Genomic DNA, 15,793 nt, shown 5'->3' on the forward strand with positions numbered 1-15,793 from the left:
TTCTTTTCAACCGCAAAGGCGCAATGAACGCAAAGGATTTTAGTTGGTAATAACGGCAGGAATGTTCAAATCTTTATACTGCTTATTATAATTGGCAACATCGGTGCTGATCAAAGCACTTTTCTGTTCTTTATACACGCTCCATTGCTTTTCCAGATCAGCATAGCGTTCCTTTACACCTGCAGTCAAACGGGGATCGTGATTATCAGCAGCAGCACGCAAGTCGAAATATTGTGCGTTTAGCTTACTTGGAAAGTTGATAACATCCTGAAAATTCTTTTGGCGGGTTTCTACCAAGTTAGCTTCCCACTCATCAATCTTCTTTATCAATGCAACACCGGCTTCATAAACAGCTTTGGCCTCTGCCTTATCTTTCAGCAATCCGTTATGATGTTCTATCTGCTTCTTGACTTTTCGCATGTCAATCACTGCCTGGTGGATACCTTTAATGGATTTGCCCACCAGGTCCATAAATTGTTGCTGCGACTTCCAATGTTCAGGGGTAACCTGTTTCAGGTTAGGATCCTGAACCAAATCAAATGTTACCTCCGAAACTTCGCCTTTAAAAGAAAGCCTGGCTTTGTACTTACCCGGGGCCACACGATGCCCACTGTAATCGCCATACACAAAGGCACTGGGGATATCCAATAATGTCTCACCACGAAAATCCCACGCAAACCTGTTCAGGCCGGCACTGGCCGGCAGCACCGGTGAGGGTACTGGCCCGCCCGGGTAAGGTTTGAAATTCTCATCTTTCTTGCTGGAATATTTGCGGATTACGTTGTTGTTCATATCCAAAATCTCCAATGTAGCCACCGCATTGGTATCTGCTTTCTCTTTAAGATAATAATCCAGTATTACTCCGTTCATTGGGTTGGTGCCAACGTTGGGTGGAACATCCATCCACGATGGGGTGAAGCTTTCGTATTTATATGTAGGTTTGGGCTGATACAATTTTGTGCCGGTAAAATTTCCTTTGGATTGCTGAATCGCACTCAAGTCATCCAGAATCCAGAATGACCTTCCTGCTGTAGAGACCACCAGATCATTATCAGCAAAGGTCATATCGGTGATGGGCACTACCGGCAGGTTTAATTGCAGCTTATTCCAGTTTGCACCTCCGTTAAAGGAAACATAAAACCCTCTCTCCGATCCTGCATACAGCAAGTCCTTAACTTTCCTGTCTTCACGAATCACTTTGATGAAATCATCATTATCCACACCGTTATTAATCTTTGTCCACGTCTTTCCGTAGTCGGTGGTTTTGTAACTCATGGATGAATAGTCATTGAATTTATACCGGGTAGCAGAAACATAAGCTGTTGCCTTATCATGCGGTGAAACTTCAATTGAGTGAATCAGGCTTTCTGGCAATCCAGCAGGGGTAATGTTCTGCCAGCTTTTTCCGCCATCGCGTGTAAGCTGAACAAAGCCACAATCACTGCCGGTGTAAATCACACCTATTTCATGCACGGATTCAATCAGATAGCTCAGCGTATTGTAATTCTCACCGCCTGCGCCCTCATTGGTGATGGGAGCGCCACCCGGACCTTGCCTGCTTTTATCGTTGCGCGTCAGGTCAGGGCTAACTACTTGCCATGAAAGTCCCCCATCGGTAGTTTTGAACAACACATTTCCACCGTGATAAATGGTTTTGTACTCGTGCGGAGAGGTGATGATGGGCGCATTCCAGTTGAAACGATATTTCATGTCCTTAGCATCGTACGCTAATACATTGGCAGGATACTGACGGATGTCCTTAGCATGGTTGCTTTGTAAATCGAGAACATCAATGCTTCCCTGGTAACAACCACCATATAGTAGAACCGGATTTCTTGGATCAAAGGCAATGAACGCGCACTCACACCCGGGCCCGATAAACCAATCTTTATCGGTAATGCCGATATAATTGTTCCTGCTGGCAATCACTACTGAGGTGTTGTCCTGCTGCCCGCCATAAACTTTATACGGAAACACTTCATCCGTAATCACCCTGTAAAACTGTGCGGTTGGTTGATTGTTAATGCTCGACCAGCTCTTACATCCGTTGAACGTTATTTCGCCTCCTCCATCATCACCCAAAATCATGTTCTGTCCGTTGTTTGGATTAATCCATAAATCATGGCAATCGCCATGGCCAACGGCTACATTCTGAAATGTTTTGCCGCCATCGATAGACATCATCATGGGTGCGTTAAGCACGTAAACAATATCAGCTTGAGTGGGATCAGCAAAGATTTCCATGTAATACCACGAGCGTGATGTCAGGTTCTGATCGCTGGTCATGTGGTTCCATTTTTTACCGCCATCATCGGAACGGTAAACGCCTGCTTTTGATTTCTCCGCTTCAACGATCGCATACACACGATTAGGATTGGCACGTGAAACACTTAAACCAATTTTGCCCATTTGTGCCGGCAAGCCTTCGTTGATTTTATTCCAGGTCTCTCCACCATCAACCGACTTCCACACGTTGCAACCGGCTCCACCACTCTGCACTTGCCAGGGCAACCTGCGGTGTTGCCAGGTGGCAGCATATAAAATCCTGGGGTTGTTGGCATCAAGACTTAATGATGATGCCCCTGTATTTTCATCTACATACAAAACTTTTTTCCAGGTTTGACCACCATCGGTGGTTTTATAGATTCCCCTATCGGCACTTGCTCCATGCGCAGCACCCTGGGCGGCTACCCATACAACATCGGGATTGGTGGGATGAATAACTACATCTGAAATATGACGTGTCTTTTCCAATCCGGTATTCTTCCATGTTTTTCCGCCATCGGTTGATTTGTAAACACCATCGCCATAGCTGGTCATCACCCCACGAATGGCATGTTCGCCCATGCCCACATAAATAACATTTGGATCGGATTCGCTCACCGCGATGTCGCCAACTGAACTCGTTTTGAAAAAACCATCGGAAATATTAAACCACGACAGGCCGGCATTTTCGGTTTTCCAAACACCACCTCCGGTATAACCGGTATAATAGATTTGATTGTTATTAATAACACCCGAAACCGCGTTGGAGCGGCCACCGCGAAACGGTCCAATGTTGCGCCATTTCAGGCTTTTGTAATCCTCTGCATTAAATGCGGGCGTTACAGGTGTGGCGGTGGGTTTTGACTTTTGGGCATACAGTGTGCTTGCCAGTACTATGGCTGCCAGCAAGCAAGTGATTTTAGTTTGCATGTGGTTTGGTTTAAGAATGGGTAATTTAAACATTACCCACCTTTCCACAAGCAAAAATTAAACTATTGGAATCTTACTGGATTAAAAGTATGTGCATCGGCTTAGTTAACAGACAATGACTTACTTAAGCTGTTTAATTGCTTTGATTTAAACACAACCGTAATCAAGTCGGCACAACTGCGCAGAAAATCTGCATCTTCATCCGTCCATTTCTTTTGTTCATGCTGGTGTTCACAGCAGATAACACCTAAAATTTTACCCTGATTGAAAATGGGCACATCCAGCATAGACTCAATGTTCAATGGCTTTAGATAGATCTCCGAAAATTCGCTGGTAGCCGGGTGCGTATGCGCATTTTCAGCCACAATGTTTTCCTCTGCCAGCACTGCTTTGAAATAGCGAGGAAAATCCTTTCCAAAAAGTTCCACGCCTGATTCAAATTTGTTCCCTGCTTTCACGTACAGCTTTTCACTTATAATCGAATGCCTATCTTCATGGTAAGTCCAAATGCTGGTACGGGTAACACCTAAAAATTTGCTGATGGAGGAAGTTATTTTCTCGAGGGCTGTATCCCAGTTGCCAAGTTGAACATCTTCATCTTTTGTTAGCTTTAACAAAACATTCCTGCTTTCGCGGGTGCGTTCTGCCTTTGCCTGTTCCTCTTCCAAGACCTTTCGCACGTGAACTTCCTTTCTGCGCATTTCTTCCTGCGTAGCCTGCAACTCTTCCATATTTTGGCGCATCTCCTCCTCCTGGGCGCGCATCTCTTCAGTTTGTTGCTGCGATTCTGCCAACAATTTTTTTACACGTTCGGTGACACGCGATGAAACAATCGATGAAGCAATGTTTTCGGCAACTTTTTTCAGGAAATCTATCTGGTATTTCTCCAGCGGCTTAAAGGATGCCAACTCCATCACACCAACAATTTCATCGCTGGTCATTACGGGCACAATAACAATACAGCCCGGTGTGGCTTCCCCTAATCCGGATGTAATCTGAACATAATTTTGAGGCACCTTGGTCATGTAAATGATATCCTTTTCCAGGAAACATTGGCCAACCAGTCCCTGGCCTACCTCAACACGCTTGCTTAAATACTTTTTACGCTCGTAAGCATAGCAGGCCGTTAGGTTCAGGTATTGTTCACTTCCTTCTGATTCCACCAAAAACAATCCGCCCTGGTTCATGCCCATATATTTTACAACCGTGCGTATAAAATCATCAGCAAGGTTCTGAAGTGAATCAGCGTTATTGCGGATAACATCGCCTACCTGGGTAATACCAATGGTTATAAATTTCTCCTGCTGTTCTTTGGTGTTTGCAGCCAACAGGTTTTCCCGCATCTTAACAAGGGCTTTGCCAAGTTCATCACCACTATCGGTCAGGTTGTATTCAACGGTTAAGTTCCCTGAACTGATCTGTTCGGCAAAAGCAATATTATTGGTAACGTTTTTAAGCTGCCCTTCAAGTGCCGTTTTATTGGCATACTCAGAAATGGTTTTTTTCTCAAGGTCGTAAGCCCAATAACCACAGATGGCAACAATAACCGCAGCCAGTGCACCGTGGAACATGAAGGTTTGTAAGTCCATGTAGTCAAGTTGGGTGAAGTAAATCTCCTTGTTGCCCAGGTATTGTAAATAAGCAAACGAAGCATGATGGACTACCACAAGAATAATGAGCGGTAATTGAAGGCGCCAGTTCTGGTAGGTGATGAGCAAGGTTGACCCTACAAAAACAAAAAAGTGCATCTCAAATAATCCATGCATCTGGTAAATAAACTGTGCCGCAAACACAGCCAGCACGCCACCCAGTACATATTGATACAAGTTACTATTGGGCAATACCGCTTTGGTAATAAAATAGGCAGCTAAACTTAACCCGCCCACGCCAAAAGCTACCAGGTATGTATCGTAAAAGAATGAAAGGAAAATACCGAAAATAAAATACGCGGCCAGCGCAATAGTCATCGTTCCATCCGATTTTTTCTTGATCGATTCAAAGATCTCTTTCCGGTCGGCTGCCGTTAATTTTTTTGTTTCCATGTTGTTACGTTAGAAAAAATTCAATTTTGATAATTCATTAAGCTCCGGCAGTTCACAACCATATGCCTGAGTGGCATAAAAATCAAAAACCGGTGGGCGTTGATTATTTAATAGTGCGACTAGGGCAAGCTCAGCATAGTTCGATGCCTTAGCTGTACAATATCTTGATTTGTTGTAATTCCCCCGGTAAAATAATTTTCCTTCGCGATCCACCAACACCGCCTGTGGCGTGGCGTACACACCATAGGCAGATGCAATTTTCTGATGTTCGTCAATAATGTACTCCAGGTGTTTACCGAATTCACTAATCGCCTTTTTCTTTGCCTTCGTGGAAGGAACAACGATGAATAATTGAACGCTGTCCTGGTACATTCTGATCAGTGACTTCAAATGATTGGCGTTAAACCTTGAACAGGGACAATCAGGGTTATAAAAGTGTAAAAACAACGGGCCTTCAGGGAGCGCTGACACAAGCTTTACATCCTGTACCGCATGACCAACAGGAATAGCCTTATAATTGGCCGGAACAGGTGTTGGCAGGCTATATTTTAATTCCTGGTACCAAAAAATGGCAACAATGCCACCAAAGCAAACCAATAATGCGAATATGGAGAGGGTGTAGCGCATGACTTAAATCAGGCTCAAAGTTAAGGTGCCGTTTTCGGTAAGTTGTCTGAAAATCAGTTTTTTCAAAACTATGTAAGAAAATCCGATCCGGTTGAAAAAATTGCCTTAATTAGGCAGGTTTAAAGACGGCTTTTGTTCAAAAAATCAAAAAATTCTTCCTGAAAATGGGTTTTGTCTAAGCAATCCAATGGCCGTTGACTAATGTACCCAGTATGCATGAGCTGTCAGCCGTGTATAAAATTGCTGACAAAGCATGTTCAAAGCCTGCTCGCTCCAACAATGGAGCCTTGGCATTGTATACAACGGCATCCATAGGTTGCCCAACTGCAAAATAGCTTTGTGCAGGATTTCCCATAGCACGTCTGCCAGCCAACAAGGTGGTGTTCACCAAAATGGTGGCAGCATCGTCAAAAGTATTGCGCTTGTGGGTAGTGAAACGTTGAGCATAGTCCAGCCAACGCAAATCTTCCAAAGGATTCAAACTAATGTGGCTGTCGGTGCCAATTGACCAGCTTCCGCCATGACGGTGATAATCGGTTAACCTGAAAATGCCATCACCTAAATTTCCTTCCGTACCCGGGCAAAGCACAGCGTGTGCTTTACTCTTCGCCAGGCCCGCAACTTCACTGTCATTCATGTGTGTACAATGCACAATATGAAAACGATCATTCAGGGATATATTTTCAAGCAGCCATTCAATCGGTCTTTTTTTCAGAAAGGCTAAGCTGTCATCAACCTCTTTCAATTGTTCCGCTGCGTGTAAATGAAAGGGAATGTCTTTGGGGCCCTGCTCAACCGTGCGGATAACATCTTCCGGCTTAACGGCACGCAACGAGTGGACCCCAAAGCCAAGTCTTGCATGATCAAATTTTGTTACGGCATGTGCGGTGTTATCCAGTAAATGAAAATAATCATCAATGGTTTTAGAAATAAATCTTCGTTGACGGGGTTGAGGCTCCATACCAAATCCACCTTGTTGGTAAAAAACCGGTACGAGCGTAATTTTTATACCGGCTGTTTTTGCTGCCGACAACAACCGCTCGCCCATCTCAGCAAGGTTGGTATACGGTTTCCCGTTTTGATCGTGATGGAGATAATGAAACTCGGCCACATTTGTATAGCCGCAGCGCAGCATTTCTTTATAACAATCAGTGGCCACTTGCTCCATTTCATCCGGGGACATGCGCAAGGCACATTCATACATCGCCTCACGCCAACTCCAGAAATCATCCGTTGTTCCGCGCTTATGTTTTTCCGCCATTCCGGCCATAGCAAATTGAAACCCATGAGAATGCGCATTTTGAAAACCCGGCAAGGCCAGACCGTTAACGTATTCAATGGCCGCAGCCTCTTGTGGAGATGTGGTGGAAAGCGATTGAATAATGCCATGCTGATCGGTTTTAACGTAAGCATTTTGCAACCAGCCTTCTTGTTGTAACAGGTATTTAAATTGGAAGTATTTCATTTAGTGTTCAGAGAATTCAAACAAATATTCTGGTTTATATGCAATGTTGAATTCCTCGAGCAACTCAATATATTCCTCGCGAAAGGATTTTACATGATGATGCGCTGGTTGATTCAAAATATAGTTCACAACATTTTTGAGTTGTGCATGGCTGTATGAAAACACACCATAACCTTCCTGCCACTGAAATTTCCCTGCAATCCATTTCTTTTCGTTAATAAACCGTGAACTATTTGCTTTTATATCGCGAACGAGATCCGAAATGCGAACATCGGGTTTAATGCTAACCAGAATATGTACATGGTCTGGCATGCAGTAGATGGCATACAATTTTTGATTGAGATTGGAGATTATGCCTGCTGTGTATTTTTCCAACTCCTCCCGATTTTTTTCATGGATGAGATTTAACCGGCCTTTTACCGCAAACACAATTTGAATGTACAACTGAGTGTAGGTGTTTGGCATCTTGAAATTAGAATCATGAAGGTACAAATATATTATTACGAGGAGGCAAACGTATGATAAAACAAGATGTCGCTCCTACGGAGCTCCCGTTAAACCATCATATATTTCTAATAAAATTACGCTCCTATGGAGCTTCTCTCCAAGTCCCAGCGGGGCGATATCTCATTAGATCAAAAAAACAAAACCTCGAAGCCCCGGAGGGGGCGACATCTCACTAGCCCAAAACCACAAAACACACTAGCCCCGCGGGGCGGCATGCAAAATATGTATTAGAGAAATAAAAATATACCGTTCTACAGGAGCTCGGTTTGATGGGTTGTGCGGTCAATAACGAAATTCCGTGACCAAAAATGGACGTCTAACCCTGAAAGAAAAAGCATCGGTTCGGGGTTTTAAAAGAATTAAAGATATCGCTCCTACGGAGCTGGCTTTGATTTTCTTATTGCCCCGGAAATCCTTTGGCCGAAAAAAGGTGTGAAGGAAGAAGCATCAGTTCGGTGCTTTTAAACAATTAAAGATTCGCTCCTAAGGGGCTCCGCATATTGGTGGTACTGTGATGCCATAAGTTCGGAACGAAACAAAATCTCCTTAAAACTTAAACAAAGATTCAAGCCTCGATGGGTGACGTTTCACTACTCTATAGACAGTAAACCCACCAGCCCCGGAGGGGCGACATCTCACTAGCCCAAAACCACAAAACACACTAGCCCCAGCGGGGCGGCATCTCATTAAATTAAATCCGGATGAACAAAATTCCTGAGCTCCGTAGGAGCGACATCTAAATTCTATGCCTTCACAACCTATCAATCAGTTCTCCCAACGTATGCCGTAACACGTGCCGTATTTTTTCAGCCCGTCCTTCATCATACAACATTTCTTCATCATCCATATAGTTCACTTTGCTCATCTCCAACTGCAACGCGTGTTGGTTTTCGGATGGCTGCCCGTAATGCCGTGTGATATAACCACCTTTAAACGGATAATTGTGCTGAAACGAATATCCACCCGATTCAAGGTTTTTAATGGCTGTTTCAATCAACCCCGGTGAAGCCGAGGTCCCATCCGCATCGCCCAATATCAAATCCGGAAACTTTTCTTTGTGAATGGTGGGCACCTGCTGACGAATAGAATGACAATCCCACAATAACACCACACCAAACGCTTGCTTGAGCGATTGAAGCAACGCGTTAAGTTTTTCATGGTATGGATTGTAATATTTTTCAACCCTGTACTTAATATCTTCCGCAGATACTTCTGTTCGCTCATCGTTATAGATCGGTTCTCCGAAAAATGTTGTGGTGGGACAAAGGCCCGTGATGATTCGTCCATCAGCATACAACGGTTTGCTTTGCGGATCGCGATTCAAATCAATCACCCAACGGCTATACATTGCATGGATCATGGTGATGCCCATGGAAGGTGCAAAATCATACAGCCGGTTAACAAACCAATCGGTGTCGTCAGGCGCCTGAATAAGCTCTTGCTTGTAATCTGATTTCAACTCATCCGGAAATGCTGTGCCGCAATGCGGAACGCTGAGCAAAATCGGTACGCGTGCCTGTGCAGGCTCAATAACCTCAAAAGGTTTCATGCTTACTTGCGCGATGATTTTTGTGCTGATAGTAGAGCCTCTTCGGCTCTTAGCCTTTCCATCTGAGCTTCTTCCAAAGCGCCTTTTAGCTGATTATCTTTTTCCTCCAATCGTTTAAAGGCATCTTCCATATCTTCCAATGCCTCTTCATATTTATTTTTCCACACGGTGGTTTCCCTTTTCAATTCGTTAACCTGACTGCTGGTGTAATAGGCAAAGCCTGCCAGCACAACAATAATGGCTACCAAAATATAAGTGGTGAGTTTTGAGTTCATAAAATTTATTTTCGGTTCGATTTTGTCTTTTCACATTCCAGAAGAACTTCTTCAGCCCGTGCACGTTCAGCTTTTGCGATCATCAGGCTCTCCTGAGCAGCCTGCATAGCCTTTTGATTTTCCTGTTGACACTGATCGTACAATTGCTTTTGTGCCAGTGCTTCCTGCATATTTTTTTCAGCTTCAGCCTTCTGAATAAATGCATAAACAAGAAGTAAAAGCGAAATAATTGTTAGCAAACCTAAAGCCAAAGCTGTAACCCGGGCACGGACTAAGGCATTTTTATCAGGCTGTGGTCGGTCTTTGGGAGCAATCATGGTAGTAGCGTTAATCCATTAATTCTTTTTCTTCTTTTTCGATTTAGGCTGCTGTTCCTTTAGTTTCTCATATGCTTCCTGGGCACTCTTCTCACTCTCCATGGCCCTCCGCACGTTATCACGCGAAATTTCTTCTGCTTTCAAAACCTCTTTTTTTGTTTCGGCCAATTGCTCCCGATAATACTCGGCTGAGGTTTGACTTAATTTTCTCTTCAACGCAAGTATGCGGTTATACGATTGGTCAATCCGCTCTTGCGGAATGGTTCCATCCTGTACGAATTTACGAATGATCCGATGAACCACATCCACGGTACGCTCCTGGCTTCCGGAAATATTGTTTGAGAAAGTCAGAATGTCGACCCCCGCCAGAATGGAAAGTTTGATGGCCTCTTCTAAACCATAGTGTTTTGCGATCGCATGCATCTGCATATCGTCAGAAAACACCACACCCTTGTAGTTTAACTTTTTGCGCAGCAAGTCATTAATCATTTTACCGGATAACGTGCCCGGGTTTCCGGAATCATCCAGTTTCTTATTAACAATATGTGCCGTCATGATGGCGTCTACATAGCCTTGTTGTATAAGTGCGCGATACGGAACTAACTCTGCTTCGTTCCATGTATTGCTAACATCGGCAATGCCCAGGTGAGTGTCGTCTTTTGAACTGCCGTGTCCGGGAAAATGTTTGAGTGTGGTAATTACGCCAACTTTCCGGTGGGCTTTAATTACCTCTTTCGCATATAAGGCGACCGAATCGGGGTTGGCGGAATAGGCCCGCTCAACTTTTGCAATGATGGGATTATTCGGGTTTGAAGCAAGATCAACCACCGGTGCAAAATTTAAGTTAATGCCAAGCCCTGCTAATGTTGCGGCCGTGGATTCACTATAAAACCGGACGGAGTCTAGCGGCATTTTGCCGAGTTGTGCAGCCGTTACCGATCGTGGAAATCCGTACTTTTCTTTTAAACGGTTTACGCGACCCCCTTCCTGATCAATAGCAATTAAAAGTGGGATTGATGCTGCTTGCTGATAAGTCCAGGTAATTTTTTTTAATGCGTGATATGAATTTTTTGGAGGAATATTTTTCTCAAATATGATAATGGAACCAACTTTGCCCTGCCGGATTTCTTCCAACACCGTTTTGTCCACTTCTGCTTTTGGAAAGCCGATCAAAATCATTTGCCCGATTTTTATATCAAGGCTATCCTGGGCAATTGACAATTGATAATTGACAGTTGACAGCATGATTATAGCTAACGCCAATCGCTTCTTCATTCTTAGTAGTTTTCGTAAATCTGTTTCAACAACCGTTCCATTTCACTTCGTACGTCAGTCACGGGCACAGTGTAATTGTTGTTCATGTAACTGAAAATAAGAGTGCGGCCTTTTTTCGTTACTAAATATCCGCTAAGCGAATGATTGTTGCGCAACGTTCCGGTTTTACCGTAAACATACGGTGGTTCATGCTTATATGAATTTCGTAACGTACCGGATTTACCGCCTGCCGCCAGCAAATGGAATAACCGTTCGCGTTCGACTTTTAAATAAAGCTTGTCCCATAAGGCTACTATGCTTCGCGGTGTAAACAGGTTGTACCGCGACAGACCGGAGCCATCAACCCAAACGGGGCTGTCGGGCAAATCGAACAAATACTTTTTAGTAATGTGCTGCATGGCTATCTCAGGCTGCAACGTATCGCTAAGCATACCGGCACAAACCAACAACAACTGTTCAGCCAGGAAATTATCGCTCTCCTGCATCATTACTTTATAAACACTATCGGCAGGTATGCTGAATAATGTCTTCCGATCTTTCCATTCAGCAGGTTTACCAAGCAAATTAACTGGTCGCTTTAGTGTATCGGCCAGCAAATCGGTTACCAACAACGCATTTGATTTAAATGGAATATACCATTCTCGGCCTAAACTGGTTTGTTTACCCGGAAAATAATCCGTGCGGTTTGAGCCTACTTCGCGAACAAACGCAGAGGCCCGCTCCGTACTGTCGGCCAACCAAAAATACTTTTTGAAATAGGTTGGCGTAACCCGAATGCCGGCTGATGTGGGCTGTGTTACTTTATAGGTGTTTCCGTAAATCGGAAAGGGAGAACGCTCTGCTGAGTAGGCGTAGTTGTAATCACTCCATGCCCAACCGGGGCCGAGCGATGACGTGTAGAAATTATCACTTGCGTAATACAATTCTTTGGTGGTGTTTTTTAAAAAATCAACGGTTCGGTTGTTGTTGTATACCTGATCATAAAAAAAGGATGGGTCACCGGTGCCCGAAAAAATAAGTGAGTCGCCTTTGATCATGTATTGAAGGGCCGGCAGGGAATCGCCCAATACAGTAAGTGAAGTAAAGAGTGTAAAAATTTTTGTGTTCGAGGCGGGGGTGAAATACTTTTCTCCATTGTAGGTGTACAGGGTTTCTTTCTTTAGCGGATCGTACAAAACAAACCCGATATGGTCCTGAAACTTTCTTTCTGCTTCTGCAAAGCTCTTGTTTAATTTTTGCCTTGATAGTGGAGAGCAGCCTGCCAGTACAGCAATAATTGAAAAGTAGAAAATATTTTTCATCGCGAATTCAGGTAACGTTCAATCAACACCTTTCGGTGGTGGGTTTCATGCCCGGAAATAATGTATCCAATATTCACCACCGAAACAATATTATTGTTTGCAGTACCTGTTCGCTCCAGCATTTCACTACTAAAACTGGCAAACAAATCAATCGTTGATGCCCTCAGGCGTTTCATTTCTGCGGCCAGTTGTTGCAGGCTGCGGGAATGTGCATTGGCTTGTGGGGCATAATCATTCTCTTCAAAACCAGCAAGAGGTGTTTTATCATTCCTTGCAAAGCGAAGTGCACGATAAGCGAAAATGCGTTCGGCATCCATCATGTGGCACAACAACTCCTTTACGCTCCATTTTTCTGGCGCATACCTGAAAACTCCTTTGTCTTCTGAGGTGTCCCTCAGCAGGGCTTGCATGGCTTCGCCCGAAGCACCCATAGCTTCCAGCATGTCCTGCTTCTCAACATGCGAAACATAGTTCCGGTAAAATGCCGGCAGGGTGTTAAAATCAGGTGATGTTTTCATCTCGGGGTACATTAATGGTTTTATCATTTATAGGCTCTTCTAATTTATATTGACTGCTCTTATCAATTGAACGAAGCATAAAACGCCTTAAAAAGCTTTCAACCGGAAGGATTAAGAAGGCTATGCTTACTTGAACTAAAAATTCAATTACCGGGCTGCTCCCTGTTTCGAAGGTTGAGCCAGCGGCCGTTTGAATAAATTCAATTAATATAATAATGGAGAGCAACGAAAGCACCCGGCTTACAAACCGGAAACGACTGCTTAACCGGAAGGACAACACAACCAACGATGCAAAAACAATAAACTCCAACGCATAAAACCATGAGCGTTTCCAATAAGGCGGCAACACATCCAGCTTTAACGGCTCCATTTCAGTGATGCGACCAAAAATATCTTTAGCCTGTACCATCAATGTATAATCGCCATTGGGCAGGTAGGGAATATCTATAACATTGTTGTTCACCGACCACTCCGACCATTGCGCATGCAATCCTTCCAGGAAATACCGGTATTCTACCGAACGTGCCCCGATATAATCTGGCTTCACCACCTCCACACGCAAGGCACTGTTTTCCTGATCCATCCTGAGTTTACCCTTCCGCATCCGTTTATTTTCTTGCTCGATGGCCCTTAAAAAAAGCGGGTACGAGAATTCTGTGGGCAAAATGCTCCTGGGGTTGAAGCGGATCAACTCATTGTTGCCCGTGATGATCCATAAATAACCCGTTTGATCATCAACCGTGATAAAACGTATATCAGCGAAGAGATTAAGTAAACCAATATTATCATTCGTGTACTGATCTTTTAAAGTAAACCAACCGTGGTCGTCTCTAAACCATAAACCATTGTTCGTGGCAAATGCAACATCGGGTTGCGGTAAGGTGTCAACAGGCAGTAAAACCTGTTGCTGGAAATTGTAAACATAAAAGCCCGATGCGCTGGAAAAAAATACATGGCCGTTGTAATGCGTGCCCAGCAACCGTTCAAAGCGGACGTTGTTAACCGTAAAACTTACCACCGGTTTGGTTGGGTCCTTACTAACGCGGAACACTTTATCCAAACCGCTCAACCAAAAAGCTTTTTCGGGTTCTTCAAAAATAAAATTAACCGGATCATCAATGTTGGATACCAGCCTCTCTACCCGCCAACCTTTGTCAAACACCACGTCATGAATTTTATCATCGTAGGTTGATATTAAAAGTTTGCCGGATGATTCAGAGGCAAACAGGAATCGGGTTGGATATTCCATAACAGGAACAATCCCGTTTTTGGTTATTTCATCCACACCGCTTAAACCGGCTGCGAACAACCTGCCCTTCCACTGCACAAGTTGTGTAACCTTGGCATCTATTCCCTCCACACGTTTGTATGCAAAATGTGAAGCACGGAGAATTTTTTTTGTGCGCTTTTCTTGCCGATAGGTAATGTCTGTTAAGGTCTCTTCAATAATTGTTGCGGAAGGTGTTGGTGCAGTAGCAGAACCAGGCTCCTCCTCTATTTTCTTTTTCTTTTTGAGAAAGCCGAACAAGCCTCCCTTTTGCGATTCTTGCTTTACGGGTTCTGTTGCCCGTTGCTCGGGCTCAGTGGGCACACTACGTTGTGCCTTACGGGTGGTTTTTACAGGAACATCAACGAAATAGGTTATTTCATCGTAGAATTCTTCCTTCACAAGCTTGTACAAGCCCAACGAGGTACCAACATACACATCATTGTTGTACTGAGTAGCGCACAACAAATTTCCCTGCAGGCCGGGGTAATACCGAAATGAACGAAATGGCAGGTAAGGCGCAATGCGGGTAAAACCATAGGTATGCGAAGCCCATATATTCTGATTACGGTCTTTAATGAGCGTGTAAACCTCGTTGTCGGGAAGGCCCGTATTGTAGTTAATTATTTCTTCCGTTTCACCTGTGTTGGGATTGATAAATACAATACCTCCACGGAGCGTACCCAAGGCAACAAGATCTTTATTAACCCAGGCGGCACTAATCAATACGCTTGCCGATAAGTACACTGAATCGATTGCCTTGATTTCTTTGAGGCGCATATTCTCGTAGCCCAGTACCAGTCGATTGTCAGATGTCCCAAACAGGTATACATTGTCCTGGCGCTCGGCAAACAAAAGTGATGTCCGTTCCGGGAATAATTTAGCCGGTATAAGCGCATTTTTCCCTAACGTAAAAATGCCCCGATCTTCCGTACTAATAAATGCGTTTCCGAAAATTTCGTGAAGGCCAATCCAATCTTCATCGGGTGTAGACGCTACAACAAGGACCTGCTTTGTTCCCGGTGAATACGCAAACAGGTTTCGGTCGTTCAAAAAAAGCAATTGGTCCCCAACCAACCGAAGCTGAAAAATATTCCGGGCATCGGCTGATTCATAGATTGGCTGGTATGATGGAAGGCCGGATTCATTGGGCTCAATCTTGCCAAATCCTTTTGAGCCTGCTACAAACAGTTGATTGTTTACGATTTCGATAGCGTAAACTGCGCCTGAGGTCCGGATCATGTCCCAGTTGCGGCCATCAAACTGTAGTACGCCACCCTGGGTAGCGAAAAAGAAGATGCCGCGTTCATCCTGCGCCAGGTCAAAGCAGGCATTACTAAAATGTTCCTTATCGGGTGTAAAGTGCGAAAGAAAGAAATTGCCCTGCTGGGCTTTGGTGGCAACAACGATAAGTAGGCAATAAGCGACCGCTTTTACTTTCATTCACTAAGATGA

The 15,793-nt window shown here is 44.1% G+C and carries 12 protein-coding genes; all 12 read right to left on the reverse strand.

The window, feature by feature from the left end:
* Positions 1–39: 39 nt before the first annotated feature.
* Positions 40–3,195, reverse strand: coding sequence for a glycosyl hydrolase (locus KIT51_00445; GenBank protein UYN86792.1), 3,156 nt, complete (start codon positions 3,193–3,195; stop codon positions 40–42).
* Positions 3,196–3,296: 101 nt separating this feature from the next.
* Positions 3,297–5,237: a GAF domain-containing protein gene (locus KIT51_00450; protein UYN86793.1), complete on the reverse strand. Its 1,941-nt coding sequence runs from the start codon at positions 5,235–5,237 to the stop codon at positions 3,297–3,299.
* A gap of 9 nt (positions 5,238–5,246) precedes the next feature.
* Positions 5,247–5,864, reverse strand: coding sequence for a redoxin domain-containing protein (locus KIT51_00455; GenBank protein ID UYN86794.1), 618 nt, complete (start codon positions 5,862–5,864; stop codon positions 5,247–5,249).
* 175 nt (positions 5,865–6,039) lie between these two features.
* Complete coding sequence (hutF, locus tag KIT51_00460) at positions 6,040–7,329, reverse strand: formimidoylglutamate deiminase (protein UYN86795.1); 1,290 nt, start codon at positions 7,327–7,329, stop codon at positions 6,040–6,042.
* A complete protein-coding gene (gene tnpA, locus KIT51_00465; GenBank protein ID UYN86796.1) occupies positions 7,330–7,794 on the reverse strand; it encodes an IS200/IS605 family transposase in 465 nt (154 codons plus the stop codon).
* 793 nt (positions 7,795–8,587) lie between these two features.
* Positions 8,588–9,400 (reverse strand): N-formylglutamate amidohydrolase, encoded by an 813-nt coding sequence (locus KIT51_00470; protein UYN88445.1) that lies wholly within the window; start codon positions 9,398–9,400, stop codon positions 8,588–8,590.
* Positions 9,388–9,660: a hypothetical protein gene (locus KIT51_00475; GenBank protein ID UYN86797.1), complete on the reverse strand. Its 273-nt coding sequence runs from the start codon at positions 9,658–9,660 to the stop codon at positions 9,388–9,390. The genes KIT51_00470 and KIT51_00475 overlap by 13 nt, the downstream gene beginning before the upstream one ends.
* 5 nt (positions 9,661–9,665) lie before the next feature.
* Positions 9,666–9,977 carry a hypothetical protein gene (locus KIT51_00480; protein UYN86798.1) on the reverse strand — a complete coding sequence of 104 codons (312 nt, stop codon included), beginning with the start codon at positions 9,975–9,977 and terminating at the stop codon, positions 9,666–9,668.
* 18 nt (positions 9,978–9,995) lie between these two features.
* The gene (locus KIT51_00485) at positions 9,996–11,252 is read right to left on the reverse strand and encodes a glycoside hydrolase family 3 protein (protein UYN86799.1); all 1,257 of its coding nucleotides are present in this window, start codon (positions 11,250–11,252) and stop codon (positions 9,996–9,998) included.
* A gap of 2 nt (positions 11,253–11,254) precedes the next feature.
* Positions 11,255–12,553, reverse strand: a complete 1,299-nt coding sequence (locus tag KIT51_00490; protein UYN86800.1) for a D-alanyl-D-alanine carboxypeptidase — start codon at positions 12,551–12,553, stop codon at positions 11,255–11,257.
* Positions 12,550–13,071 (reverse strand): DinB family protein, encoded by a 522-nt coding sequence (locus tag KIT51_00495; GenBank protein UYN86801.1) that lies wholly within the window; start codon positions 13,069–13,071, stop codon positions 12,550–12,552. Before KIT51_00495 ends, KIT51_00490 begins: the two co-directional genes overlap by 4 nt.
* Positions 13,055–15,781, reverse strand: a complete 2,727-nt coding sequence (locus KIT51_00500; protein UYN86802.1) for a hypothetical protein — start codon at positions 15,779–15,781, stop codon at positions 13,055–13,057. Before KIT51_00500 ends, KIT51_00495 begins: the two co-directional genes overlap by 17 nt.
* Between the last annotated feature and the right edge of the window lie 12 nt (positions 15,782–15,793).

It is taken from the genome of Cyclobacteriaceae bacterium, from assembly GCA_025808415.1.
Taxonomy (GTDB): Bacteria; Bacteroidota; Bacteroidia; order Cytophagales; family Cyclobacteriaceae; genus UBA2336.

Coding starts and splice junctions, on each gene's coding strand:
- tnpA (UYN86796.1), bottom strand. CDS start 7,794: ATGCCAAACACCTACACTCAGTTGTACATTCAAATTGTGTTTGCGGTA.
- KIT51_00485 (UYN86799.1), bottom strand. CDS start 11,252: ATGAAGAAGCGATTGGCGTTAGCTATAATCATGCTGTCAACTGTCAAT.
- KIT51_00445 (UYN86792.1), bottom strand. CDS start 3,195: ATGCAAACTAAAATCACTTGCTTGCTGGCAGCCATAGTACTGGCAAGC.
- KIT51_00455 (UYN86794.1), bottom strand. CDS start 5,864: ATGCGCTACACCCTCTCCATATTCGCATTATTGGTTTGCTTTGGTGGC.
- KIT51_00450 (UYN86793.1), bottom strand. CDS start 5,237: ATGGAAACAAAAAAATTAACGGCAGCCGACCGGAAAGAGATCTTTGAA.
- KIT51_00500 (UYN86802.1), bottom strand. CDS start 15,781: ATGAAAGTAAAAGCGGTCGCTTATTGCCTACTTATCGTTGTTGCCACC.
- KIT51_00490 (UYN86800.1), bottom strand. CDS start 12,553: ATGAAAAATATTTTCTACTTTTCAATTATTGCTGTACTGGCAGGCTGC.
- KIT51_00475 (UYN86797.1), bottom strand. CDS start 9,660: ATGAACTCAAAACTCACCACTTATATTTTGGTAGCCATTATTGTTGTG.
- hutF (UYN86795.1), bottom strand. CDS start 7,329: ATGAAATACTTCCAATTTAAATACCTGTTACAACAAGAAGGCTGGTTG.
- KIT51_00480 (UYN86798.1), bottom strand. CDS start 9,977: ATGATTGCTCCCAAAGACCGACCACAGCCTGATAAAAATGCCTTAGTC.
- KIT51_00495 (UYN86801.1), bottom strand. CDS start 13,071: ATGAAAACATCACCTGATTTTAACACCCTGCCGGCATTTTACCGGAAC.